At 49.6% G+C, this 25,628-nt stretch carries 25 protein-coding genes and 1 tRNA gene; 11 read left to right on the forward strand and 15 right to left on the reverse strand.

The annotated features are described in order from the left end of the window. The first annotated feature begins 40 nt into the window (after nt 1-40). On the forward strand, nt 41-3,526 hold the full coding sequence (locus tag ACY430_RS04950; protein ID WP_462137773.1) for a translocation/assembly module TamB domain-containing protein: 3,486 nt from the start codon (nt 41-43) through the stop codon (nt 3,524-3,526). An 8-nt stretch (nt 3,527-3,534) separates the two neighbouring features. Here the strand turns inward: ACY430_RS04950 and ACY430_RS04955 are convergent, their stop codons facing one another. Genes ACY430_RS04955 through ACY430_RS04975 form a run of 5 tightly spaced genes read right to left on the reverse strand, consistent with a single transcriptional unit; the run spans nt 3,535 to nt 8,775 of the window. Beyond that, nucleotides 3,535-4,386, reverse strand: coding sequence for a phosphatidate cytidylyltransferase (locus tag ACY430_RS04955; protein WP_462137774.1), 852 nt, complete (start codon nt 4,384-4,386; stop codon nt 3,535-3,537). A gap of 11 nt (nt 4,387-4,397) precedes the next feature. Continuing rightward, on the reverse strand, nt 4,398-5,237 hold the full coding sequence (locus tag ACY430_RS04960) for a deoxyribonuclease IV (protein ID WP_462137775.1): 840 nt from the start codon (nt 5,235-5,237) through the stop codon (nt 4,398-4,400). A 52-nt stretch (nt 5,238-5,289) separates the two neighbouring features. Then, on the reverse strand, nt 5,290-7,752 hold the full coding sequence (locus ACY430_RS04965; RefSeq protein WP_462137776.1) for a S8 family peptidase: 2,463 nt from the start codon (nt 7,750-7,752) through the stop codon (nt 5,290-5,292). 49 nt (nt 7,753-7,801) lie between these two features. Further along, a complete protein-coding gene (locus ACY430_RS04970) occupies nt 7,802-8,326 on the reverse strand; it encodes a hypothetical protein (RefSeq protein ID WP_462137777.1) in 525 nt (174 codons plus the stop codon). A gap of 2 nt (nt 8,327-8,328) precedes the next feature. Then, a complete protein-coding gene (locus ACY430_RS04975) occupies nt 8,329-8,775 on the reverse strand; it encodes a DUF2085 domain-containing protein (protein ID WP_462137778.1) in 447 nt (148 codons plus the stop codon). 297 nt (nt 8,776-9,072) lie between these two features. Between ACY430_RS04975 and ACY430_RS04980 the strand changes: the two genes are divergently transcribed. Further along, the gene (locus tag ACY430_RS04980) at nt 9,073-9,633 is read left to right on the forward strand and encodes a pyruvoyl-dependent arginine decarboxylase (protein WP_462137779.1); all 561 of its coding nucleotides are present in this window, start codon (nt 9,073-9,075) and stop codon (nt 9,631-9,633) included. 3 nt (nt 9,634-9,636) lie between these two features. Here ACY430_RS04980 and ACY430_RS04985 read toward each other — a convergent pair whose 3' ends face one another. Further along, a complete protein-coding gene (locus tag ACY430_RS04985) occupies nt 9,637-10,920 on the reverse strand; it encodes a glutamate-5-semialdehyde dehydrogenase (RefSeq protein ID WP_462137780.1) in 1,284 nt (427 codons plus the stop codon). 85 nt (nt 10,921-11,005) lie between these two features. On the opposite strand from ACY430_RS04985, the gene ACY430_RS04990 reads away from it, so the two are divergent. The 6 genes from ACY430_RS04990 to ACY430_RS05015 are packed head-to-tail and all read left to right on the forward strand — an operon-like array spanning nt 11,006 to nt 15,902. Continuing rightward, complete coding sequence (locus ACY430_RS04990; protein WP_462137781.1) at nt 11,006-11,773, forward strand: DUF3450 domain-containing protein; 768 nt, start codon at nt 11,006-11,008, stop codon at nt 11,771-11,773. A 3-nt stretch (nt 11,774-11,776) separates the two neighbouring features. Then, the gene (locus tag ACY430_RS04995; protein ID WP_462137782.1) at nt 11,777-13,141 is read left to right on the forward strand and encodes a MotA/TolQ/ExbB proton channel family protein; all 1,365 of its coding nucleotides are present in this window, start codon (nt 11,777-11,779) and stop codon (nt 13,139-13,141) included. Next, nucleotides 13,134-13,655, forward strand: coding sequence for a MotA/TolQ/ExbB proton channel family protein (locus ACY430_RS05000; protein ID WP_462137783.1), 522 nt, complete (start codon nt 13,134-13,136; stop codon nt 13,653-13,655). Before ACY430_RS04995 ends, ACY430_RS05000 begins: the two co-directional genes overlap by 8 nt. Beyond that, nucleotides 13,652-14,062 carry an ExbD/TolR family protein gene (locus tag ACY430_RS05005; protein WP_462137784.1) on the forward strand — a complete coding sequence of 137 codons (411 nt, stop codon included), beginning with the start codon at nt 13,652-13,654 and terminating at the stop codon, nt 14,060-14,062. The genes ACY430_RS05000 and ACY430_RS05005 overlap by 4 nt, the downstream gene beginning before the upstream one ends. Continuing rightward, nucleotides 14,059-14,667: an energy transducer TonB gene (locus ACY430_RS05010; protein WP_462137785.1), complete on the forward strand. Its 609-nt coding sequence runs from the start codon at nt 14,059-14,061 to the stop codon at nt 14,665-14,667. The genes ACY430_RS05005 and ACY430_RS05010 overlap by 4 nt, the downstream gene beginning before the upstream one ends. Further along, nucleotides 14,664-15,902 (forward strand): tetratricopeptide repeat protein, encoded by a 1,239-nt coding sequence (locus ACY430_RS05015; protein WP_462137786.1) that lies wholly within the window; start codon nt 14,664-14,666, stop codon nt 15,900-15,902. The genes ACY430_RS05010 and ACY430_RS05015 overlap by 4 nt, the downstream gene beginning before the upstream one ends. Here ACY430_RS05015 and ACY430_RS05020 read toward each other — a convergent pair. Then, complete coding sequence (locus ACY430_RS05020; RefSeq protein WP_462137787.1) at nt 15,899-18,547, reverse strand: TonB-dependent receptor plug domain-containing protein; 2,649 nt, start codon at nt 18,545-18,547, stop codon at nt 15,899-15,901. The genes ACY430_RS05015 and ACY430_RS05020 overlap by 4 nt on opposite strands. Then, complete coding sequence (cysC, locus tag ACY430_RS05025) at nt 18,522-19,127, reverse strand: adenylyl-sulfate kinase (protein ID WP_462137788.1); 606 nt, start codon at nt 19,125-19,127, stop codon at nt 18,522-18,524. The genes ACY430_RS05020 and cysC overlap by 26 nt, the downstream gene beginning before the upstream one ends. 125 nt (nt 19,128-19,252) lie before the next feature. Between cysC and ndk the strand changes: the two genes are divergently transcribed. Then, nucleotides 19,253-19,669 carry a nucleoside-diphosphate kinase gene (ndk, locus tag ACY430_RS05030; RefSeq protein ID WP_462137789.1) on the forward strand — a complete coding sequence of 139 codons (417 nt, stop codon included), beginning with the start codon at nt 19,253-19,255 and terminating at the stop codon, nt 19,667-19,669. A gap of 12 nt (nt 19,670-19,681) precedes the next feature. Then, nucleotides 19,682-20,668 carry a DNA polymerase III subunit delta gene (gene holA, locus ACY430_RS05035; RefSeq protein ID WP_462137790.1) on the forward strand — a complete coding sequence of 329 codons (987 nt, stop codon included), beginning with the start codon at nt 19,682-19,684 and terminating at the stop codon, nt 20,666-20,668. Here holA and rpsT read toward each other — a convergent pair. Further along, nucleotides 20,643-20,966, reverse strand: coding sequence for a 30S ribosomal protein S20 (gene rpsT, locus ACY430_RS05040; RefSeq protein WP_462137791.1), 324 nt, complete (start codon nt 20,964-20,966; stop codon nt 20,643-20,645). The genes holA and rpsT overlap by 26 nt on opposite strands. A gap of 128 nt (nt 20,967-21,094) precedes the next feature. Between rpsT and fsa the strand changes: the two genes are divergently transcribed. After that, nucleotides 21,095-21,742: a fructose-6-phosphate aldolase gene (gene fsa, locus ACY430_RS05045; RefSeq protein ID WP_462137792.1), complete on the forward strand. Its 648-nt coding sequence runs from the start codon at nt 21,095-21,097 to the stop codon at nt 21,740-21,742. 4 nt (nt 21,743-21,746) lie between these two features. Here the strand turns inward: fsa and ACY430_RS05050 are convergent, their stop codons facing one another. From ACY430_RS05050 to folE, 6 genes are all read right to left on the reverse strand, one after another. Continuing rightward, on the reverse strand, nt 21,747-22,571 hold the full coding sequence (locus tag ACY430_RS05050) for a polyprenyl synthetase family protein (protein WP_462137793.1): 825 nt from the start codon (nt 22,569-22,571) through the stop codon (nt 21,747-21,749). Continuing rightward, entirely contained in the window at nt 22,568-22,768 is a 201-nt protein-coding gene (xseB, locus tag ACY430_RS05055; RefSeq protein WP_462137794.1) for an exodeoxyribonuclease VII small subunit, read from the reverse strand. The genes ACY430_RS05050 and xseB overlap by 4 nt, the downstream gene beginning before the upstream one ends. A 13-nt stretch (nt 22,769-22,781) precedes the next feature. Continuing rightward, nucleotides 22,782-22,858, reverse strand: a tRNA-Met gene (locus ACY430_RS05060). Nucleotides 22,859-22,893: 35 nt separating this feature from the next. Further along, nucleotides 22,894-23,796, reverse strand: a complete 903-nt coding sequence (gene hemC, locus ACY430_RS05065) for a hydroxymethylbilane synthase (RefSeq protein WP_462137795.1) — start codon at nt 23,794-23,796, stop codon at nt 22,894-22,896. Then, nucleotides 23,768-25,111: a glutamyl-tRNA reductase gene (gene hemA, locus ACY430_RS05070; RefSeq protein WP_462137796.1), complete on the reverse strand. Its 1,344-nt coding sequence runs from the start codon at nt 25,109-25,111 to the stop codon at nt 23,768-23,770. Before hemA ends, hemC begins: the two co-directional genes overlap by 29 nt. Before the next feature lie 17 nt (nt 25,112-25,128). Further along, a partial coding sequence (folE, locus tag ACY430_RS05075; protein ID WP_462137797.1) for a GTP cyclohydrolase I FolE occupies nt 25,129-25,628 on the reverse strand: 500 nt, incomplete at its 5' end.

Raw genomic sequence — 25,628 nt, forward strand, 5'->3', positions numbered from 1 at the left:
AGTGGGTATGCGTTGTAAAGTGTCCCGCTTGTGTTCGCAAATGAGTCTTTTTAACAACCTGCTCCCGCGTTATTCCGTACTTGTGTTTGCCGTGTTTGCCCTGCTGTGCGCCACGGGTTTTCCCCGCGTTGCGTCTTGTGTGGAGTTTTTCAAACCCGAAATTGAAAAAAGGCTTCGGCAAACCTTGCCCGATTTTGAAGTTTCCATCGGTGAGGTCAGCACGTTTCACGAGAAAGGAATTCAGATTAAAAATTTTTCTCTTTCTAAAGACGGACAAAAAATCGCGCGGGCGAAATCGGTTTTTGTAAGTTACGGCTCCGTTATTTCCTCAATGCTTTTCAAGGATTTTTTCTCGTCTTCGGCCGTTGAAATTGAAGGGCTTGAGGTTTTCTTTTCTCCCCGGGTCCGGCGCCTGCTTTTCGGGCGGCGCTCTCTCTCTTCCGCATCAATTTCAGAAAGTGAAAATGCGTTTGAGAGAGGCAAACTTCCCAAAATTATAATCAAAGATTCAGTTTTTCATTTTCAAGACGGCAGAGCCGAAGTCCATTTTGCCGAACTTTCGTTAGAGGGCGGTGAGAGGAAAGGTGTGCTGCGGGCACGGATTGAAAATGCGCATATTCCCCTGCCCCATGTGAATTTATCGGTAAAAAATCTCGTGCTTGGCGCAGACATCGTCCGGGCATACGGAGGATTAAAAATCAGCAACGCAGACGGAAGCGCGTCTCTTGAAACTTTGCGCGGAGAGCCGGTTGCGGAAGCGGAGTTTGGGATTTCAATCCCCGGCGATGTTTCAAACACGGCTTGGAACGGGCGCGTGTCTTTGTCGGGAATATCTTTGGAGGGGCGGCAAGCCGGTCTTTCATTCAGTTCGGTTACTTTTGATAAAAACGGCGACCTTTCGGTTTACGGCAACATTTTTGCGGGCAGTTTTACATCGCTCATCAAGGCGCAAATCAATACTGAGGGTGGCGGCATAATCCCCCGTTTCGGGCGGGAAAACATTTTTGAAATTGAATCCGATGTTTCCAAGGGCAATCTGCCCATCGGGGGCTTCAAGCTCACGGGGATTGTCAAAAAACGGGATGGGAAATCCGTAATTTCAGGCAAAATCGCGGACGGCTACCGCAACAAACTTGATCTGTTTGGAGTGGGCGAACTTCTTGAAGATTTTAATTTCGAAGTCGCCTTGAAGGGTGGCAAAGTTGCTTCGGGCGGACTGTTGATTAAATCTCAAAAGTCTCTTCTGGAGGCGAATTTTGAGACCGCCGGGAGAGGCGCTTTTGAGGTTGATTACAGTGTTAGGTCGGATGATGTGTTTCATCTTTCCGAAGTGGTGAGTTTTTTGAAACCCTATTACGTGTCGGGTGGATTTCAGTCTTCAGGGAAAATTGAAAAACGTGCGGACGGAAAAACTTTTTTGTCCGGAAGCGCAAAACTTAAAGATTTTTCCGCAACTTTCGACAAACAGTTTCATATTGGCGGCGGGAGTCTTGATTTCAGAACCCCGCTTGAAGATTTTGCGTTTGAGAAGATTCTTCTCCGGTCTTCAATCGAGAACGTTTCATATGCGGAAACTTTGTTAAAAAAAGCGAATCTGGACTTTGAATACGGAGATCTTTACGCGAAGTTGGAGTTTGAAAATTCCGTCTCTTTTGAATTTGTCGCGGAAGCCGCACGGAAAAAAGGGAGAATCCAAGCCGATATTGAAAATATCAAAATTAAATCCGGTGACTCGGAAATGCTTCTTTCAAGGGGGTTTTCCGTTGAGTTGTCGAATGAAAAAATAGAGTTATCAGAGATGCTGCTTTACGGGCAGGGTTCATACTTGCGTTTTTCCGGTTTGTATAAAAACACGGATGAGCCCGAAATATCCGTAAATGCAGATTTTGGAGGGGTGGACACCTCATTTTTTGAGCCGTTTTATCCGCCTTTGCGCTCCCAAAAGGGATTGCTTTCGGGCAAGGTTTCCATAGCGGGCGCAACGGGTCTGCCAGCCGCCAAGATAGGAGTCAAATACGAAAGCGTCCTGCGCGAAAAGCGCGCGGATTTGTCCGTTGTGCGGGCGCAACATTCAAAACTGTTTTCGGTCAAACTGACAATTGAAGATGACATCTCCGGCGGTTTTCTGCGCGCAGGCGCAAATATTTCCCCCGTGGGCGTGGAGATTTACAAAATACGGGAACTGTTGAGCGGCTCCTCGGAATACGATTTCAATTTGAGCGCGAAAAATTTCAGCATTAAACCGATTGGAATTTTATCCGGAAAAATCCAGGACCTTGACGGAGTTTTCAGCGGCGACCTCGCGGTTTTGAACGATGGCGGTGATTTTTCAGTGAAAGGTGCGATTGATATTGAAACCGTGAAAATGAAAATCGGTGAGTGGACTGAGTTGATGGAGATTAACTCCACGCGAATGGATTTTGACGGAGATAAAATGCGCGCCGCCTTTAATCTGGCGGACGCTTACGGCGAGGCGAAGGGCTTGGGGAGTTTCAATTTTAGAGATTTTTCATACAATTGCAAAGTGGAACTCTCCGGAATTTATCTGCACATAAAACACCTGTATTCGGGTTTTTACGGAACGGTTTTTATTGACGGAAAAGGGAGAAATCTCCGCGTCAGAGGGGACGGGCTTAAAACAGAAGGCGCAAATATCTGGCTTAAAAAGGATTACAACATAGCGGTTGAAGGCCTGGTTTTTATTGACTCGCCGGAGAGCGGTTTTGCCGAGGGCAAAAAACCGGACTTTTTCTCACGGACGGCGGATTTGGATTTCCGTCTTTTAATTTCAAAAGACACAAAATTCAGGCTGGACAGGGTTGACGCGCTTCTTTCGGGCGAACTTCATGTTTTGAGAACCCCCGGAGACGATTTCACATCTGTTAACGGCGAACTCAATGTTTTCAGGGGGTCGTACAGGATTTTAGGAAAGCGCTTTGCCGTGGACAAGGGTGCGATTTCATTTTTCACAAGAGAGTACTTGAGCCCCATTGTTGATATCAACGCTTTTTATGAGCGGACCGGATTGTCGGTCAAAGCATCTCTTCACGGCGAAGCGAATGACCTTAAACTCCAACTCTCAAGCACTCCCGCGATGAACGAAGATGAAATAATTCTTGCCTTGCTGGTAGGTTCCACCGTAAGCGGAACTGATGACAAGCGCGCCTCCGATATTATTGAGGAGGTCCGGGATAGGCGTCCGGGAGGGTCTTTGACTTTCGGATACGTCGCCGATGAACTTTTCTCGTCCGTCGTTGAGGGCGGCAATCTGTTCAATTTTGTGGATGTTCTCAGCATTAAAAGAGAAGGCGCGGGAATGCTTGAGTCCGATATTGAAGTTGGAGCGTATGTTACGGACAGACTTTATTTTACATACGAGCGCATAAATGAGGCATTGCCCATCAGCACTTCATACAAGAGCAGATTTACCGCGTTATACCGTTTGAACAATTACTTCACGCTTGAAGGCGTTGCGGGCGGGCTCACACCCGGAGCCAATCTGCTTTTCAATTTTGATTTCAAGTAAAACCCGCACTAAAAAAACAAAATCGCAACTATGTAGAGGGTCGGGAAAGTAAAAATAATCCCGTCAAAACGGTCAAAAATTCCGCCGTGCCCGGGCAACATCGTTCCCGAGTCTTTGGCATTGCCGTTTCTTTTGATGGCGGATTCAATCAGGTCTCCCGTTACTGAGGAAATTCCCGCAGCCAATCCGAAAAGCGGCGCAAGCCACAGCGGAAACGGGGAGCCGAACGCGAAATTTACGACCACGCTTCCCGCAACGGCGGCGGTTATTCCGGCGGCCAGTCCTTCAAGCGTTTTCGCGGGGCTGATGCCGGAAGCGATTTTTCTTTTTCCCTTCCAAATTCCGACAAAATAAGCTGCTGAATCATTAACCGCGCCGCATAAAAAAGCGATTACGGCAAAGAAAAACCCTATTTCATTTTTCAGAAAAAATGCGGTCTGCTCCGGGGAAACGGGTAATTCCATTTCTCGCAACAGTATTGCGCAGCCGGTCATGATTCCGGGAATAGTTATTAAAATAAGAGACATTCCCACTTCGCCGGAATATCCCGATATGTCCTTTCTGCCCTTCAAGATATTGAGCGCAAAAACCGCCACCGCCGAGCCGACAAGCGCAGCCGTGAAATATTCCGTTCCCATATAAGCCCCGATGAGTATGAGCAAAACGCATGCCATCAAAAATTCCCTTGCCACTTTTAAGCCCCGTGGGGCCAGAAGCCGGTAAATCTCTCTGGTTGCGCCCAGAGATATAAAGCACATAAGAGCCAGAAAATACACGCCTCCGAGATAACAGATAATCGCTATCGGAACTATCAGCATAAAAGAGGTGAGTATTCTTGTGCGGAAAATTTGCGGAATCATATCCACTCATTTTACTGCGTTTTGCGTCTTATTTCTTTGAGATTTTTTACATCCGCCGCACTTTTTTCAGGAGGCGTTTCAGCGATAAAGTCAATTTCTCTGAACTCCGCGTGCGAAAACAGAGGGGTAAACCCTTTTGTTCCGATTTTGCCGAGACCAATGTGTTCGTGGCGGTCTTTGCGCGAGCCCAAATCAACTTTTGAATCGTTGCAGTGGACAAGCCCTATCTGTTCCACGGAAAAAGTTGCGTTGATGTTTTTTACGGTTTTTTCAAAACCCTCTTCCGTTCTGATTTCGTATCCCGCGCCGAACAGGTGAGCGGTGTCAATGCAGACGCCGAGGTTGGGGTCGCCCGTTTTGTCCAGAATTTCGGCAATTTCTTCAAAAGTGTCTCCGAGCGTTGAGCCCTGCCCCGCGGAGTTTTCAATCAGAAGTTTTACGCGCGCGCCGCGTGTTTTGTTCAAAATTTCCTTCAGAGACTTCGCTGCTTTTGCGACCGCATCCTCGCGCTTCATTCCCGCGGCGGTTCCAATGTGCGTTACGGCGCAAGCCGCGCCGACGGAGTCCGCGCGCCTGAGGTCTTCAACTATTATCGCGACCGATTTTTTTCTGATGTCCGTTTTCGCGGATGCGAGGTTGATTATGTAAGGAGTGTGGACATAGCAGTTTGAAAGCCCGAGTTCGTGGCGTTCATCGGCGAATTTTTTCGCGACCGCGCCCGTAATTTCGGGTGGTTCCCCTCCCCTCGGTGAGCGAGTGAAGATTTGAAAACACTCACAACCCATTTCCGCGGCACGTTGCGGCGCTTTTTCAATTCCGCCGCTGATTGATATGTGGCAACCGATTTTCATCCGGCTTGCGGATTATACATAAGGCGTTCGCAAACTTTTTACGCAGGAAGTGTTAAAGGTTCACGCTGTAACCCGTAAGAAACGATACGGAACTGTCCGAATTTTTATTATGTCCGGGTTCGCGGCTTACCACTCCCCCGAAACTTAAATTGCCGACCGGAGTTTGAGTAACTATCTGCGCGCCAACATCTATTTGCCTGCCGGACGGTTCAAGATCCGCAGAGATAGTATTGTTCAGTATTGCGCCTTCGGGAGTTCTGCCGGAGGGAATTGTAATATCCATCCGCCCGCTTTCAATTCTGATAGGTGAAGACACGGAAACTCTTATTGCTGAGTTGCCGGAAATTTTGCGAATTAAACTTGCGGAAAATGAGCTTGTCGTCAGGGGCGATACATCGCCAATCAATCCGGTTTCGGTTCCGGAGTTCGCAACTCCAATTTCTGCGTCCGCAATTATTTTCCAGTTGCCAAAATCATAATCCCAATCAATGCCCGCAAAAACTGTTGATGTTGACAAACCTCCGAACGCCCCCTGCGCGGCGGTGCCAAGTGCGGATTTTTGCTCGGCAATGTAGCCCGAACGCAAACCCAGAGGCGTATTCGGCAAACGGTAGGAAGCAACCGCTCCCTGCGAGGGTTTGTTTCCGCGTTCATCCGTGGAAAACGCGGAAATGGCAAAGTTTTCATACTGAACTCCAAAAGACACCGGATTGTCCACGAAAGACAAATGACCGTATTTGCTAAAACCGTTCTGAGTTGTCATTGTGCCTCTTGCCATTGAGACGCGAATTTCCGGAATTTGTTTGTTTTCCGCAAAAACGCCTTTGCCCCGCCCGCTTTTTCCCGCGAACAGAGGCACGGATATTTCTTCGCTTAGAATTCCCGCTTGTTTTGCTTGTTCATTCTCGCGGTTTGAAAAATCCGTAAAACTGAGCAGTTGTTGCAAAACTGTGGATTTTCCTGTTTTCAGCGCGAATGCTTCAAGCGGATACCAGAACGGCGCTCCGAGAGAGTCAAACCCCGCAATTTCTTTTCCCGCAAAAGAGCGGGCGAGACTGTCTCCAAATGCTTCGCCCATTTCCACACGCGTTTCAGAAAGCGGGGCAAACTGCCAGCCGCTTTCATCGTTGATAAACTGCGCTCCTCCGGCGGAAGAAGTACTTACCATTCCAAAAGGTTCGGTGGCGGCTCCGAGGTTCAAAAGCCCTTGTCCGTAAATGCTGCGGTCTGCGTAAGCACCGCTTTTTGTGGCGGTGGCAAACATTCTGGAAAGCAACGCAACATTGCTTAATTGACTGCGAAACCGCTGTTTCATAAGGGCAAGTCCGCCCGCCACTATTGGCGCGGCGAAAGAAGTGCCCGCGCCGCGAGGGTCTGAGATAATGCCGGTAATGCTGACCGCAACGCTTCTTGTAATAGTGCCGTCAGGATTTCTTCTTGAATAGGCAACTCCTATGTCTTCTCCCGGTGCGGCTATGCACCAATCAGCGGTAACTCCACACCTGTTGGAGAAGTCGGCAATGGTTCCGTCCAGTTTGGTGGCTACAACCACAACTGAGTGCGGACGCAGTTCGGGAACCAGATACATTGCCCCCGCTAACGGACCTGGCGAACTCGCGTTAACTGCTCCACTTTGACAACTCTCAATACCATCTATTGAAGGACAAGCAGAGTTATGTTCATTTCCGGCCGCCCAAACAAAAAGTGTTTTTTCTGCGCGTCCCGCTTGTATGGCATCTGTAAAATCGCTGGCGGAAGGTCCGTCCATTGTATAGCGAGAATCTGAAACTATGCCGTATTGGTAAAAACCGTCCTCTTCATTTGGAAGTCCAAGACTCAGATTTAATATGTCAACGCCACGAGCAGGGTCAAGAGCGGCGACAGTTGCGGCCTCAATCGCATCCGCCAGATTCTCAAAGGAATTACCATGAAAAGCAAACATTCTTATATTCGCGCCCGGAGCAACGCCCTCGGAAGTTGCGGGTTCTTGTCCAACAAACCAGTCTTGTCTTACTCCGGCGGCAATACTCGCAACGCTTGTTCCGTGAGAACCGCCTGCCAAATCGGAACCCGCAAATGCGGTTCCAAAGTATTCAACAGTTGCGCTTTTGCCTTCAAAAGCCGGATGTTCCGTATCCAAACCTGAATCAATAAACCCGATTGTAACCCCGTCGCCCGGGCGGGTCGCCGCGCTCGCGCCCGTATATTCGTAGAGGTTCGCATACGCCCTGTCCAAACTGATGATGCCGAATTCCACGCCGGCCAGAGATCTTTGCAAATAAGCGGTATAAAAACCCTCAAGTTCCGCAACAGTTGGATTCGTGAGAGTGGGAGAATCAACTATCGGACTTTTCGGTGGACTCGGCAATGACGGAGGAGCAACGGCTCCGCCACCCCCACCTCCGCCCCCGCTTCCACCCCCGCCAAAGCATCCCGCGATGACGAGAGAAAGGGAAAAGATTATTGGTAAGGTTCTTTTTGACCAGCCGCCCTTTGCTGTAATACTGGTTTTCATCCGACTTGCGGATTATACATAAAGCGTCCGCAAACTTTGCCGATTGCTATCAGTTATTGCTGACTTTAATTTTTTTGTCAGTCACAGTTAGCGTTCTAATTACTGCTCCGGCGGGAATAATTCCCTCTTTTCCTTTGTTGAGGAAAGCCAGAGGGCACAAAATTAAACCCACGGCGACCGTTCCGCCTATTTCAGAGTCGCCTTTTGTATTGAAACTGCCTTTCAAGGGAATAGTGGTTCCATCAACGGCTTTCGTATACTCCACGGCTATTGAAACATGTCCGGAAATCCCCGCCATTCCCGCTCCCTTTCTGTCGGCGACACTCGCGACAACTCCGGCGCCGGCCTCAATGACGATAACCCCGTCAACTTTAATGTCCCGCTCAACAGACAAAATAACTTCTTGACCGGCTCGCATCTCTTGTGACGAAATACGCTGTTTCGTTTGAATGGGCACAAGAATGCCTTCTTTCAAAACAACCTCACGAGCAAAAGCGTTGCTTGCCCCGAACGACAAAGCCAAAGCCGCTATTGCGACACAAAAACCCAGACGCTTGATTATTAAACTTTTCATTTTTATCCCTCCTGTAAAATGTGTGGTTTTTTTTCAAATCTTGACGGAAAGCAGAGTATGAAAACGCCTGTTCCGCCAAGAAATCCTGTAACGGCTCTGGTTAGATTGATGCTTTGATAACTTGTTACGCTCTGCGCAAAAACATCCAGAATTGCCGGAAGCAGCAACGCAATTCCAAGCAAAGCGCGATTTGTGTATTTTTGAGGACGGCTGACAAACAGAGCGGCAACGGCAATGCCCGTGTATCCCAAAAGACACCTTGAACAAAGCCCGCCCGGAAATTCCAGAATCCAAAATGATCGTGAAGGGAACTGATGACATATAAAAGACAGCCATAGATAAAGCGATTCACCACTGGGAAATCCGCTGATTGATTGGCGGATTGGCGCCGCGAATGAAAAAACAACCAGCAGAAAAGAAGTTGCAAAAGTTAGCAGTCTGATTTTCATATCTCCAAATAGACCTGAACCGGGAGCACAAAGGCGCCGGGCCTTGTTAAGCATCTAAATAGAGATTTAGAAGTTCTGTTGATTTCCCGCGAGGGTCTTGTATTCACAGAGACCCGACATGCGGGGTCTCTACAAAGATGCTTAACGGTAAGCATTTTAATTAAAGGGGGTTGCGGTGTCAAAGGCAAAGCGCGGTTCGGAGTTAGCGCGCAAAATTGACAACCCGCTTCCGCGCATATAGAAATGGCGGGTAAATTTGTTCACTCGCCTTATGGTTTGTGATTAGAGGTAAAACGGATGATTCCAACCACGGCTTTTGTTACAAAGGGAATGGGGAAGAGCAAGGAAAAACTCGCAAGTTTTGAGATGGCTTTGCGGGACGCCAAAATCGCGCAGTTCAACCTTGTAAAAGTTTCCAGCATTTTTCCGCCCTATTGCGTTCTTATTTCGCGCTCAAAAGGCGTATGTCTTCTTTCGCCCGGTCAGGTTGTTCACGTTGTGATGAGCGAAAACTCAACCAACGAGCCAAACCGTCTGCTTGCGGCTTCCGCCGGAATAGCCATACCAAAGGAGGAAGACAGATTCGGCTACATCTCGGAACACCACAGTTTCGGAGAGAAAAGATCTCAAGCCGGTGAATACGCCGAAGACCTCGCGGCTTATATGCTCGCGACCACTCTGGGCGCGCCTTTCAATGTGGATAAAAGTTATGACGAACAGAAAGATATCTGGAAAATAAGCGGGCATGATGTCAGAACTCAAAACATCACGCAGACGGCGTTCGGAGACAAAAACGGGCTTTGGACAACCGTAGTCGCCGCGGTGGTTTTTTCATCCTACTCGTCCGGAAATTCCTGAAAACTAATTTCTTGTCTGCCCGTTTCCTCTTACTACAAACTTTTCAGAGGTTAGTTCTTCAAGCCCCATGGGCCCGAAGGCATGAATTTTTGTCGTGCTTATACCTATCTCCGCTCCCATGCCGAGTTCAAAGCCGTCATTAAACCGCGTTGAAGCGTTGTGTATCACGGCTGATGACTCAACTTCGCGCAGGAAACGGCGCGCGTTTTCCGCGTCTTCGGTGATTATTGAATCAGTGTGCATTGAGCCGTATTTGCTTATGTGGTCCATTGCTTCTTCAATATCTTTTACGACCCGGATTCCCAGAACAAGCGCGAGATGTTCCGTTTCCCAGTCCTTTTCGGTCGCCTCTCCGCAGTCCGGAACAAGCTCAGTGGTTTTCGGACATCCTTTCAGGACAACACCGTTTTTCGTCATTTCCTTCGCGACCACAGGCAAAAAATTCGCGGCGGCTTTTTCATGCACAAGCATTGTTTCCATCGCGTTGCAAACCCCGGGGCGCTGAACCTTGGCATTTACGCATATATCAACCGCCATATCGGTTTTGGCGGACTCATCAACAAATATGTGACAGATTCCCTTGTAGTGTTTGAGAACCGGTATTGCCGAATTTTCGGTAACAAACCGTATAAGCGCCTCGCCGCCGCGCGGAATTATGAGGTCTATCAAGCCATCAAGTTTGAGCATTTCCAGAATGTGTTTTCTGTCTGCGTCTGGAACCACGCTTACCGCGGACGGGTTTATTCCGCAGGCGGACAAACAGTCACTTATGATTTTCCCGATGGCGATGTTTGAGCGTAAAGATTCCGATCCGCCCCTTAAAATCACCGAGTTACCTGATTTCAGGCAAAGCGCCGCCGAATCCGCCGTAACATTCGGTCTTGACTCATATACCATTCCAATCACACCGAGCGGAATTCTCATTTTTTCAATGGAAAGCCCGTTGGGTCTTTTCCCGAACGGAACGACCCGCCCCACCGGGTCTTCAAGCCGTGCGACCTCCGCGATGCCTTCAGACATCGCTTCCACCCTCTTGTTGTCAATCATGAGCCGTTCGGTAAGCGCCGCGCCGATTTTGTTTTTCCCCGTGTCGTTTTTTTCCGCGTCCGCGAGGTCCCTGGAGTTTTCCTCAAGGATTTCACCGCGCCTTTTTATAAGTTCGGACGCGATTTTTTCAAGCGCGGAGTTTTTCACTTCAGAGTCAAGAACTGCAATCTCCATCGCCGCCCGCCGCGCATTGGACGCGATTTTTTTCATAAGGGAGGATTTTGAAGATTTTTCAGACATGGCACTAAAAGTAATATTCTACACATTTTATGGCAATCGCCGGTCTTTCAAGACGGCTGCTTTCTTTGTATAATAACCGCCCATTATGGCAAGAATTTTTGCCGCACTTTTTCTCTTTATGTTTTTATCCACTCCTGCGGACGCGGAGCCGGAGTTGTCAAAGGTTATAAAAACCACCGGGCAGTCCGCGCAAAAAAGCGCCGCAGTTCAGGAAGAGGTTGGCGCGGTTGACGATGAATCGGACGCACTGCTTCGCAAATTCCGCGATGAAAACAGGCGCATTGAAGACCTGCGTCTTTACAACCGCCAGCTTGAACTCCGCATAAAAGACCAACTTTCCCTCATTGAGCAACTCAAAAAACTCGGGCGCGACGCCGTGGAGTTTGAAAAACGAATTCCCCCTCTTCTTCTGCGAATGATAGAGAGTCTTGAACAGTTTGCCGCACTGGACATTCCCTTTCGCCCCGAAGAAAGAGCGAAAAGAATAGATTCTTTGAAAAAACTGATGGCGCGCGGCGATGTTTCCATAGCCGGGCAATTCCGCAGGGTTTTTGACGCGTATCTGGAAGAGATTGACTACGGCGGCACAATCGGCGCTTACGCCGGAACCGTTGAAATTGAAGGCGAAACGCGCCGGGTTACTTTTCTGCGAATTGGAAGAATAGCGCTTCTTTATCAGACCGATGACCTTTCCTCGGTCGGCATGTGGAATCCGGAAGAGAAAAAATGGGAACGGCTCGGCGGGGAGTATAAGGACCCCGTCAGAAAAGGCATCGCCATCGCGCGTGAGCAAGCCGCGCCAAACCTTCTTTTTGTTCCGGTCCGCGCTCCCGCCGGGGAGGGGAAGGAATAAACAATGCGCGCCTTTTTCCTCATCGCTCTTGTGTTTTTGTGCGTTACGCCCTCCGCGCTCGCGCAGTCCGAAGCGAAAAAAAATGAAAAGCCCGCTTCGCTGTCCGAGCTTCTTGAAGCGGTTGAAAAAAAGGAACTCGTAAGAGAGGAACGGGACGCCGAGCGCTTGCGGCGTTTCATAAAACTCAAAGACAAACGCGAACAAATCTCCCTTGAAGCCGCGCGTGTGAGAATCGGGGAGGAAAAGCGTAGCGAGATTTTGCAGAAACAATACGGGAACAACGACCTCACAATCCGCAGTTTCAAAGAGTCATTGAGCCGCCGGCACGGGGGCGTCAAAGAGATTTTGGGGCATTTGACGGTTGCCGCCGGCAAGTCCGCCGATATTTTCCGCCGCTCCGCCGTGTCCGCTCAGTTTCCGGACAGAACCGGATTCGCCGAAAAATTGCGGCTCAACAGATTCCCTTCCATTGACGAAATTGAGCGCCTGTGGTTTGAACTTCAAAGGGAGATGGTGGAATCGGGGCGTAGCGCGCGCTTCACCGCTCCGGTTTATGACTCAAAGGGGCGGCTCAAAAGCGCGCAAATCGTGCGGGTCGGCGGGTTTAATGTTATGGGCGGGGGCGGTTTTCTTGTTTACGACCCGCAGACAGGACAGGTTAAAACGCTTTCCCGCCAACCGAAATCGCGTTTCCGCTCTGCAGCGAAAAAGATTTTTAAATCGGATTCGGGCATCGTCAAAACTGCCATTGACCCGTCTCGCGGCGCTATTCTTTCGCTGTTTGTCCGCGCTCCGGGGCTCGGAGAGAGAATAGACCAGGGCGGAAACATCGGCTATCTCATAATCCTGATGGGAATTTTCGGGCTATTTTTGACCTACGCCCGCATGCGCGACCTCAAACGCGTAACCGGGCGCATGCAAACGCAGGCGATGCATTCAAAAGGCGAAGACGACAATCCGATGGGACGGCTTATGCTTGCTTATGAGAAAAACTCATCTGCCCCCGTTGACTCGGCGGAAATCGCGCTTGCCGAAACCATAAGGGCTGAAAAAGCGGGTTTTGACAGGTTTATACCGTTCATAAAATTTATCTATGTTTCCGCTCCGCTCATGGGTCTGCTCGGAACCGTTGTCGGAATGATAAAAACTTTTCAGATTATTTCCTTTTTTGGAAGCGCCGACCCCAAACTGCTTGCGGGCGGCATATCGCAGGCGCTTGTTACGACCGTGATGGGGCTTTGCGTAGCGGTACCGGTTCTGCTTCTTCACACTATTATAAAAACCAGATGCGTGCGCGCAACGGGAATGCTTGAGAAAAAAGCCTCCGAACTTATGGCTTCGCACGGACGGGGGGACCCAAGTGCTTGAAGCGTTTTTCGCGCTCGCCGATGACGGCGGAGGTGTTATCTACATTATCGCGTTCGCGGTTTTCGCGATTTGGGCGATGGTTGTTGAAAGAGCAATTTTCCTTTTCAGGTTCGCCGGCCGGAAAGAGGCGGTCGCGGAAAAAATAATAAAAAAGACTGACCAAATGCTTCCCGGGCGGGGTTCACGCGCGGTTTCCATTCGCGCGGGCCAGGTTGCGCGCCTTTCCGTCAAAATTCGCCGGCCGATGGCTTTTATAAGGTCTCTTGTCGCGATATGCCCCCTGCTTGGATTGCTCGGCACGGTAACGGGAATGATGGAGCTTTTTGATTCCATTTCATTTTTCGGCACGGGCAACAGCAGGGCGATTTTGTCCGCCGTGTCGCACACGACAATTCCAACCATGGCGGGAATGCTCGCGGGACTGTTCGGCGCCGCCGCGGATATATCGCTGAGGCACTGGGCGAAAATCAACATTGACGGAGTGAAGCGGCTCATTGCCGCGGAACAGTTATGAGAAGACTCGGAACGGCGGGAAGCGGAGAGGAAGAGCAGGAAGACTCAATTAACATGACGCCCATGCTGGATGTTATGTTCATTCTGCTGATTTTTTTCATCGTAACGGCTTCGTTTGTTAAAGAGTCCGGCATTGAGGTTACGCGTCCCGAAGCGGAAACGGCGGAGATTCAGGAGGGAGCCGCTTTTCTGGTTGCGATTAACGAAAGGGACGAAATCTGGGCTGAAGGAAGGCGCGTTACGGGGCGCACTCTGCACTCAATTTTACGTCTGTTTCACGCTGAAAGTCCGAAAGGCGCACTCGTGGTTCAGGCGGATAAACGTTCCACAAATGACGCGCTCGTCCGCGTTATGGATTCGGCGAGAAGCGCGGGCATTCGGGACATCTCAATCGCCACGGAGAAATGATTTCCCGTAAAAACGCAATAATCGCCGTCATAGCCCTTGTTGTAACGCTTGTTGAAATATCAATAATGCGCGGGCTTGTCCGCGAGCGCGGGTTTTTTATTGAAGATGAAAAACGGGCGGCGGTGGGAAAATTTATCCGCGTGAAAAAGTCGCGTAAAAATAACGACGACCTTCTGTTTGAAACGCCGGAACAGTCCGAAGCCCCGCCCGCCCCTCCTCCCGAAGAAACTCCGCCTGAGCCCGAAGTTCAGGAAACCGAAGAAATTAATATTTCGGTGGTAAATCCCGTGAGCGGCTCATCGCTTTTCGGAGTTTCTTTCTCAGACGGCGACTATCTGCCCATTGTGAAAGTGCCCGCCGATTATCCCGAGGAAGCGCTCAGAAAAGGAATTGAGGGATGGGTGCTTGTGAGTTTTACCGTTTCAAAAACCGGAGCCGTAAAAGATCCGCGTGTTGTGAAGGCGCAGCCCGCCGGATTTTTTGAACGCGCCGCCCTGCGAGCCGTTAAAAGATTTAAATACAAACCGAAAATTATCGGCGGCGAAGCGATTGAGGTGGAAGGCGTTACAAACAGGATAGTTTTCAAAATTGAGGATGTGAAATGAGAATGCGCCCCGTTTTTCTGTGCGCGGTTGCCGCGCTGGTTTTTCTCTTGCCTCCGCAAACCGCGGGCGCGGCGGTTGTCCGCAAGGAAACCTATAAAAAAGTGGAAGAAATAAACAGCCTGCTGGAAAAGGAAAAATATGACAAGTCGCTCTCGGTTCTTGAAGCGGTGGACAAGTCGCGCCTTAACCGCTATGAAAAAAATCTGTTTTTGAATATGAAAGCGCACATATATTTTCAGTCCGGAAAAACCGGTGAGAGTTTGAAAATCTACCGCGAACTTCTGCGCTCGCGCGGTGTTACGGAGCAGTTCCGCAGAGGGATAACAACGACGGTGGCGGGCATATATTTTTCGGAAGGAAAATACCGGCAGGCGCTTGATTTTCTTGACGAACACATAAAGTCGCCCCTGCCCTCGGACACCGCGCTGAGGGGGTTTTGTTTTTACAGACTCGGCGATTACGCGCAAAGCGCAACGTTGATGGAAAAAGCGATAAAGGGCTCAAAAAAACCGCCCGAAAACTGGCTGATTGCTTTACAGTCGTCTTACAAAGAGATGGAAATGGCTGAAAAACGGCTCAAAACCGTTGAACGGCTCGCCGGGCTCTATCCCGCGCGCAGAAATTTGCTTCTCCTTTCAAGTCTTTACGCGCAAAGCGGGCAGCCGGACAGGCAGATGGCCGTTCTAAAACTTATTTATGAAGCCGGAAATTTAAAAAAGGAGAAATATCTTGTTCTGCTTTCGCGCCTGATGTTCAACAGGGGGCTTTTTCTTGAAGCCGCGCGCGTTGTTGATGAGGGAATGAGAGACGGCAAGATTGAGAAAACTGTTGAAAATTTTGAGTTTCTTTCCCGCGCTTATATGCGTGCGCGGGAGCCGCGCAAGGCGGTCGCGCCTCTTGAAGACGCGGTAAAAACAGCCGATGACAACAAGCCGTGCATTGAACTCGCCGATGTTTACCGGATTCTGGAAGAATGGAAAAAAGCCGTTTCCGTGGCGGACAAATGCCTCGCGCAACCTGCGTCAGAGGAAACTCACCGCCTTTATGTCATCAAAGGGCAGGCGTTTTTCAATCTCGGCGATTTTGGCCTTGCGGAGGAGCAATTTACAAAAGCGCGGAATTTTAAGAAATCCGAAACGGTCGCAATTCGCTGGATTCTTTATCTTGAATCGGAGAAGAAACGCCGCGAACGGCTGTCGGAAGCGGGTATAAAATTGCGGCGGCCCGTGTTTTAGATTTTTCTTTCCCACGAGAAGTAGTAAAACCCGCCGTTGAATCCGAACGGCGCGCTTCTGCGTGAATAAGTGAAAACTCCCGGAGAGTCCACAACGAGGTTGCCCTCGTGGTCAACAATTGTTTCGCCTCTTGCCTGACCGATGTTGTTTCTGTCGGGCGTAAGGTCAAAAATGTTGTTCGCGCCGATTTTAAAAATTCCGAATTTGCCGAAATCAAAACTTAATTGCGCGTCGCTCGGATATTTCGCGCCATAGGTCTGGGCGCTTCCGTCAAGCACCGTGTATTCGCCATATCTGTGTTGAGTGAATGTTGCGGTGATAAAATTCCAGTTGTATGCCGCTGACAAATTCCAACGGTCTTTCGGCTGCCACGATTCCAGAATTGAGCGGTCCTGTTCGGTTAACAGAGCGTCCGGAAGCCCCGCCGGGAGATTGACCCGTTTTATTTCCGTTTCGTTGATTGTGCCGCCCAGAGCGAAATCAAGAATTGAAGCGCCAAAACCCAGACGGTATGAAGCCGATATGTCAACGCCTCTTGTTTCGGTGTCGGCGGCGTTGAGGAAAAACTGCGCGACATTGTTGCCAATTATACTTTCGTCAACATGGTCTTCGTCTATCCGGCCGCTTATGATTATGCGGTCATCAACCTGTATCCAGTAAAAATCCGCCTCAAAAGAAAGCCCCGGCAACGGGTTTATTATAAAGCCGCCGCTGAAGTTCCGGGATTGCTCCTCTTTGAGTTCGGGTATGCCGATTCTTTTGGCGAGTTCGCTGTCATTGCGGAAAGTTCCCACTTCGCTGGCTATTCCGTCTGAATCAAACTGCGTGCTTATGCTGTTGAAATACAGCTGTTGCATTGACGGGGCGCGGAAACCGGAACTGACCGCCCCTCTCAGCGTGAGCCACCACAGGGGGTTTGAAATTGCCGCGAGTTTTCCGTTGATCGTTGTGCCGAAGTCACTGTATCTCTCAACCCTGAATGCGTGGTTGAAGGTTATAAAGTTTTTGAATTTTCTCTCAAAATCCGCGTAAAACCCGAATGCGTGCCTTGTTTCGTTCACTTCGTTTTGCGGTTGAAAACCGGGGAAAACCTGTATGCCCGCGCTCGCTCCGCCGTTTCCGTCGTAATCCAGATGTGAATACGGGTCACCCGAATTGATTTTGTATGTGTCGGCTCTGTAATCAATTCCCCACGCAAAGTGCCAAATTGGGCTCGGGTGTTTGAAATCCAGATTTACATTTACAAGGCCGAGTTGAAAACCGCCCGCGTCCGCCGAATGAGGCGTGATGCCGTTCACGTCCTGAGCCGTGATGCCGTTGTTCATGCAAGCAGCCTGTCCCGAACCCGGCGAACCGGAAGACGGGTCCGGAGCCGTTCCCCCCGCGAGAGAATTAAAGTTTCTAACGCAGTTCACATACGAGGCGTTCTGGGAGTTTTTAATTTTGAAATCAAAAGTGTTCACTCCGCCCCCGACGCTGAGCGCCACGCTGTCGCCATCATCGTTCAAGTCCCTTTTGAACTCAACCCCGCCGCCCCAGTCGCCGATGGAGGTTTCTATAAGCGGCAAAAATCCGTCCGGATAGTCCGAGTTTGCGGGATTGCGGCCAAGTTGATTGGCGCGTCTGAAAAATCCGCCGCTTGTGTTTTTTCTGTACGAGCCGGTTCCCCACAACGCAACCTCGTTTTCGCCGAACGGTTGCGTAATCGTGAGAGCGCCGCTGTATTGCCGTGATTCCGCGTCTCCCACGCGGAATTGGTCGCGATTAAAGCCGACTTCGTTGGAATTGATTGCGTTGTCAGTCAGCACAACCGTGCCTTCAGGGTAGCCGCGGTTTGCGGCGGCGGTGTTTGCCGCAGCGTCAAAGTTCGTATGCGCGCTGTTTCCGAGCTCAAAATATTCCGTGTCCGGATACTGAACCGCGCCCTGCCGCCCCGCTCTGTTTGTGCGCTCCCTGTCGCGGAATTCAAATGCGAAAAACGCACTGCCGTCTCCGAAATTCACGCCCTTCCCGATTGAAGCCACATAGACGCCGCCGTCTCCCTCATAGGTTTTTCCGTAGGAAGTGATGGCTCTGCCGTCGTCTTCGCTATTTTTGAGAACAATGTTGATGACGCCCGCGACCGCGTCCGAACCGTATTGTGCCGAAGCGCCGTCCCTCAAAACCTCAATCCTTTTTATCGCGGCGACCGGAATGGAGTTCATATCATATCCCGAAGTTCCGCGCCCGACCGAAGTGTTGATGTGTATGAGCGCGCTGCCGTGCCGCCTTTTGCCGTTTACGAGAACAAGAACCTGATCGGGACCAAGTCCGCGCAAGGTTGCGGGGCGGAGTGCGTCCGTGCCGTCGCTTATTGAGGAACTGGAGAAATTGAATGAAGAGACGATTGTCTGAATTATGCGCCCGACTTCGGTGTGCCCTGTGGCGAGAATGTCTTCTTCATCAATGATTTCAACCGGAACGGTTGATTCAGAAAGAGATTTGCCGGCGACTCTTGTGCCGAGGGTAAGAACTTCCTCAACGTCGTTCTCGTTGTAAAGCACGCTTTCGTCAGCCGTTTGCGCGCTCGCGGCTCCGGCGAAAAGCAGAACTGCGAAGAGAAAAGCGAGGTTTACACCCTTAAATTCTGTCTTTAAGAAAATCACAAACTTTCCCCGCTGATTGTTCCAGAGTTTCCTTGTCGGTTTCAATCACTATTTCCGGTTTTAACGGCTCCTCGTAAGGGTCGTCAATTCCCGTAAAACCTTTAATTTCACCCGCTCTGGCTTTTTTATAAAGCCCTTTCACATCCCTTTTTTCGCATTCCTCAACCGGACAGCGGACGAAAACCTCTATAAATTCCCCCTCTTCAACCAACTCTCTCACCATATCCCTGTCTTTTCCATAGGGGGAAACAAATGCCGAAAGCGTTACGACTCCCGCGTCAACAAAAAGCTTTGATACCTCGCCTATGCGCCTTATGTTTTCAGCACGGTCTTCTTCGGAAAATCCCAAACCTTTACACAATCCCGTTCTGATGTTGTCTCCGTCAAGAATGTAGGTTTTCATGCCTTTTGCCATAAGTTTTTTCTGCACTTCGCCCGCGAGCGTTGATTTCCCCGAAGACGGCAGACCCGTGAACCACACAATAACGGAGCCGTGTCCATTGACCTTTCTCCTGTCATCTTTGCCTATGGCGTGGTCGTGGGGAATGATGAATTTTTGCTCCAATTTTAACTCCTTCAATATGTAGAGAAATCAGAGAGTACAAGAGCGGCTCTTTTCAGTCAAGCACACGGGTGGTTGAGTTTGACAGTTTACCGCCGAGTTAAGATAATATGCGCAAACTTCTGTCTTTTCGGAGGAAATTAATGGAACAGACTCTTTCAATAGTCAAGCCGGACGGCACATCAAAAAACCTTGTGGGGAAAGTGGTCGGAATGTTTGAGGAAAATGGCATTTCGGTCATCGCTTTGCGGATGGCGCGGATGACCAAAAAACAGGCGGAAGGGTTTTACGCCGAGCATTCCGAGCGTCCTTTCTTTACGAGTTTGACCGATTTTATGTCGTCAGGACCTTGCGTTATTATGGTTCTCAAGGGGGACGGAGCCATAGCGAAAGTCCGGAAAATTATGGGGGCAACCGATCCCGCGCAGGCGGATGAGGGGACGATAAGGAAAATGTACGCTGAGAGCGTTGAAAGAAACATTGTTCACGGCTCGGACAGCCCGGAATCTGCGGCAAGAGAGATAGCGTATTTTTTCAATTCTCTTGAAATCCACGGATAGTTAAACACGGTTTTGAAGTCTGAAAACACAGGTGCGGACAATCTTGTTTTTCTCGCGAGGGGCAGGCAGACGCTTCTCGCGGACAGGTTTGTGCAAGAGGTTTCAAAACGGTTTCTCGGAGACGATGCTTCCGGAGAAATTCTCGTTTTCTATGCGGACGAAACGCCGGTTTCAGAGGTTCTCGCGAGCGCGGCGAATCTTTCAATGTTTTCTTCAAAAAAAATGGTTGTGCTCAAGCGCGCTGAAGCCATTGACAAGCAGTCGCTTGAACTCATCAAAGAATACGCCGCCGCTCCCCCGGCGCATGTTTGTCTTCTTCTTGTTTCCGGGGATTCTTCAAAACCCAACCTCAGAGAGACGGACGGCGTTTTTATAAAAAGCGTTGAGCAGGACCCGAGAAAAATCCATGAAACAGTAAGTGAGGAAGCCGTGCGCATGGGATTTGTAATGACGACTCCGGACTCAAAATATCTTTGCGCGCTAACGGGCGAGGATTTGAGCGTGATACGGAACGAACTGGCGAAACTTGCCGAAATCCACCCTTCCGGAACCCGAATAACCCGCAAAGAGATTGACGAAATGCTTAACCGGCGCAAAACAAGAGATGTGTTTGAACTGACAAACGCGATTGTGAACGGCGAAAAAGACCAGGCGCTTACGATACTTGCGGAAATTTCATCGCAAAATCAGATTGAGCCCCTGTTCATTCTGTCCGCCGTTTCCTCGCGGATGAGAAATGTGCTCAAAGCGGCTGAAGTAAGGGCTGATTCGCACGGAAAATCTCCCGAAGAGCAGAAAAAATTAATAGCGAAAGAGTTGAAAATAAAATCGGGCGCCGCGCACTTTGTTTGGCAACAATCGCGCAATTTTACTCAAAAACAAGCTGCGCGCGTTATGAAAAATCTTGCGGAAACCGACAGGTCTCTCAAAACTTCAGGCGTGAACGGTTACGGAGTTATTGCCCGAATGACTGTTAATCTGCTGGCGAAGCGGGCGTAGTGGATTCGGCTGCGGGTTGCGTGGTGGTTCCTTGAGAAATCATATGAAGTTTGCGGGACATTCTCGCCACATTTTTTGATGCGTTTTTCTTGTGAATAACCCCTTTTGAAGAGGCCTTATCAAAAGCTGATACGAGTCCGCGGAAGATTGAATCCGCCGTGGAAACATCTTTTGCTTCAATCGCCTGAAGAAAACTTTTCGTTTTTGTTCTCAAAGACGATTTCACAAACCTGTTCCGCATTCTTTTCTTCAAACTCTGTCTGTGTTTTTTTTGGGCGGATTTTATGCGTAATGCCATTTTCGTAATCTTCTCCGGCTGAGAAAGTCCGCACAGTATGCGGTTGCAAAGGCCTTTTGTCAAGAACGCGCGGCAATCTGTCAGGCGGCTTATTGTGTGATAAACTTCGCGACGGGAGACAACGTTCCATGAAAATTTTTCTTGATTCCGCAAGCATGAAAGAAATCAAACACGCCGCTTCGCTGGGAGTGATAGACGGCGTTACGACAAATCCGAGCCTTGTTTCCGGCGAAGGCGCGCAAAAATCTTTCTCTGATTTGGTAAAGCAGATATGCCGGACCGTCAAAGGTCCCGTGAGCGCGGAGGTCATCTCCACCGACTACAAGACAATGGTCGCCGAAGCCCGTTCGCTTGCGAAGATAGATGAGTTTGTGGTCGTAAAAATGCCCCTCACCGAAAACGGTATTAAAGCTACAAAAACAGTCTCCGACGAGGGAATCAATGTTAATGTTACGCTGATTTTTTCAGCTTCTCAGGCGTTGCTCGCCGCAAAAGCCGGAGCCGCTTACGTGAGCCCCTTCATAGGCAGATTGGACGATGTTTCCATGCGCGGAATGGATTTAATTGAGGATATTTCCCGGATATTTACAAACTACGATTTTTCAACCGAGGTGCTTGTCGCGAGCGTGCGCCATCCGGTGCATGTCGTTGAATCCGCGCTCGCCGCGGCGGATGTTGTTACGCTTCCCTACAAGGTTTTAATGCAGATGTTCAAACACCCGCTTTCGGACTTGGGGCTTGAGAGATTTCTCTCCGACTGGAAAAAGAAAAAATAGCCCGTCAAGCCACGCGTTCACACAGGTAGAGCGCGAGTTTTTCAAGCATGGCTTTTTCTCCGTCAAAACTTTTCAATTCTTCAAGTGCTTTGCCCGTGAGCTCGCGGGTCTTTTTTTTGCCCGCTTTTTCACGGGCGGGGTCGCTTGAATCAATCGTGTCATCAAGGGTTTGAAACGCGAGCCCAACCGCTCTTGCGTATTTCGCGAGCGGCGCCGTGGTTTTAGAATTTGCTCCGCCTGAAATTGCTCCGCATTTAACCGAGGCTTCAAAAAGTGAGGCGGTTTTAAGGAAATGGATTTTTGAAATCCCGCGCGATTTGGTGTTTTCCAAATCCATCATCTGCCCGACTGCCATTCCTGATTTTCCCGCCAGAGAGGAAAGAATTCCGACCATTTCAACGATGGAAGAATCCGGAATTTTTGCCGCTTTTGCTTCAACAGCCAGAACTCCGAAAGAGTCCGTGAGCAAAAGGTCTCCGGCGAGAATGGCTTTCGCTTCTCCGAAAACCTTGTGAGTGGAAGGCGCGCCCCTTCTCGTGTCGTCATCGTCCATTGACGGCAAGTCGTCATGGATTAGCGAATAGGTGTGAATCATCTCTATCGCGCAGGCGGCGGGCATGGCGGTTTTGATGTTGCCCCCGACCGCGCCGCATGCCGCGGCGCAAAGCGCCGGACGTATTTTTTTCCCGTCTAAAAGAGTGTGCACGACAGCGTCGGCGAGCCCCGGATGGTTTTTTCTTACGGACTTGATGTATTTTTCAAGGAGTTTATTGACCCGCTTTTTTTTGTCCGTGATATAGCGTTCAATTTCGGGGGTTTCCGGTTTCATGAAGGCCGTTTTTTGCCGGGGTTTTCTTCTCCGAGAGTCTCAATTTTCCCTCCGGTTTCCTCAAGCAGTTCACGGCATTCCTTTATGAGTTTTATGCCCATTTTAAAATTTTGTATCATTTTTTCAAGGGGAATATCCCGACTTTCAAGGGAGTCGGAGATGTCTTGGATTTTTTTCAGTTTTTTCTCAAACGACATGGCACGAAGAAATTGGTTGCGGGGGAAGGATTTGAACCTCCGACCTTCGGGTTATGAGCCCGACGAGCTACCAGACTGCTCCACCCCGCGATAGGTCTTTAATTCTACACATTTGAGAGTTCCGGTCAATTCCCGCCGCGCACTTTTGACATAACCATTTCGGCGATTTTAAATCCGGCCTGGGCGGAGTTCTTTTCATCGGTTTTAAGTTTTTCCGTGAAAATTTCGCCGCTTTCATTCGCCATAACGGCCACCACTTCAATGGAACCCTTGTTTTTTCGCGCGTGGCAGCCGGCGGGAATGTTGCAGTCTCCGCCGAGTTTTAGTAGGAAAGCCCTCTCAACTTCAACACACACGCGCGATTGTTCGCACTCAATTTTTTTGAGTAACTGCACCGTTTTGGTGTTTTGCTCTCCGCACTCAACCGCGAGTGCGCCCTGCCCCGGAGCCGGAACAAAATTCATCGGGTCCATCCGGCTGCTGATTCTGTCATCAAGTTTCAACCTGTTTAGCGCCGCAGACGCGAGCATAATGGCGTCAAAATCTCCAGAATCCATTTTATCTATCCGCGTCTCAACATTTCCGCGCAACGGCTCCACCGAAAGATCCGGGCGGGCGGCGAGAATCTGGCAACTTCTTCTCAAACTGCCCGTGCCGATTTTAGCGCCTCTTTTGACAGACTCCAACCCTCCGCCGCTTTCCCCGGCGGGAAGAACAATGCAGTCAGACGGGTCTTCCCTTTTCGGGACGCATCCTATAATCAAGCCATCCGGCAGAACGGACGGCAGGTCTTTCATACTGTGAACCGCTATGTCAATTGAGCCGTCAAGAAGAGCGGTTTCTATTTCTTTGATGAAAATCCCCTTGCCGCCTGATTGGGAATCCGCCCCGTTCCGCAAATCTCCCGAAGTTTTTATAAAAACAAACTCTGTTTCCAGTTCCGGAAATTGTTTTTGAAGAATTCCGCCCACTTCGGCGGCCTGGATTTTCGCGAGCGGGCTACCCCTGCTTCCGATTTTGATTTTCATCTTTGGACGGCTCCACTGAGGTTTCCGACAACTCAAAAAGGCTTCTCACGATTTCAACATAGGAAATTTGATTAGGCGCGTTTGCGGCGTCTTGTTTCAGTTTTGTAACGGGGGCGTGTAAAAACTTCCCGGTCAGCGTGTGAGCCAGATGTTCAATTGCTTTGTCCCGCTCCTCTTTGCCGAGCCCTGATTTTTCAATGGAGTCAATCTTCGCGATTGTTTTCAAAACTTCTTCACGCGCGGACTCTTCAGTTTTTCTTTTAAGTTCCACAATAAGCGGGAACGCTTTGAGTCCCTTGTGCCAGAAAACAAACTTTTCGCCGGCGTCTTTTATCATTTCCTCCGCCCGGTCAAGGCTCTTGCGCAGACTGTCAAGATTGTTGTCAACGATATTGCGCAGGTCGTCCATGTCGTAGAGGAAAACGCCTTCAATGTCGCGGACTTTCGGGTCAATGTCTCTCGGGAAAGCGATGTCAATCAATGAAATGGGCTTGTTTTTTCTAAGTTTCATGGTGTCCGAGAGGTCTTCATGTTTTAAGATGTAGCCCGATGACCCGGTCGCGGAAATAACAATGTCGGTTTTTCTGAGCCACAAACCTATTTCTCCGAGTGCGAGCGTTTCGGCGCCGAGAGATGAGGCGAGTTTTGCCGCTTCCACGGAGTTTCTCGCCGCAATTCTGATTTGCCCCGCTCCTCTTTTCGCCAGTTGAACCGCCGCATCTTGAGCGGCTTCACCCGTTCCCACTATCATTACGGAGCATTTTTCAATTTCACCGAAAATGTTTCTCGCGAGTTTCGCGGCAACGGAGCTGACTGAAACCATGTGCGAGCCGACTCCGGTTTCGTTTTTGATTTTCTTTGTGGTCGCAAACGAGCTTTGAAAAAGTTTGTTCAGAACCGTGCCGACTGTGTGGTTTTCAAGCGCGGTTTCGTAAGAGCGTTTTAATTGCCCGAGAATCTGCGGCTCGCCAACCACCATTGAATCCATTCCCGCCGCTACTTTGTGGAGGTGGCATACGGCGTCCACTCCCTCGTGGAAATAAAACTTTTTTTCAATGAAATCACTATGAATCGCGTCATTGAATTCGCAAAGAAATTCTGAAATTTCGTCAAAACACCGGTTGTTACTTTCGCAAACTGCGTATATCTCCACTCTGTTGCAAGTTGAAACTATCACGCATTCGTTGATTGCCGGTTTTGACGCGAGCGAGAGCAAGGGGGCCGACAGCGGCGTTTCACCGGCAAACGATATCCTTTCCCGCTCCTCAATCGGAGAGGTTTTATGACTTATTCCGCATACAACAACAGTGCTCATTTCAATAAATCCTTTTCTTATATGCCATTTTCGCCAATGAGATTCAAAAATTCCGCGCGAGACCTCTCGTCTTTTCTGAACAGCCCGTTCATTGAGCTTGTTATCATGTTCGCCCTTGATTTTTCCACTCCCCGCATCGCCATGCATAGATGGTACCCTTTCATGACCACTCCCACCCCTTTGGGCGAAAGCGCCTCTTTCAGCAGGTCCGCTATCTGAACAGTCAATCTTTCTTGAACCTGCAGGCGTCTTGAAAAAACTTCAATAATACGCGGTATCTTACTTAAACCAATGATTTTTTTGTTTGGAATATACGCAACATGGCATCTTCCGAAAAACGGCAGCATGTGGTGTTCGCACATACTGTAAAACTCCACGTCCTTTACGACGACCATTTCATCGTAATCTATCTCGTAAACGGCTTTTTGGGCGATTTCAAGCGGATCCTGCCCGTAACCAACCGTTATTTCAGTGAGCATTCTTTCAATGCGCCCCGGAGTGTCTTCAAGCCCTTCCC

Source organism: Candidatus Mycalebacterium sp. (assembly GCF_977828045.1).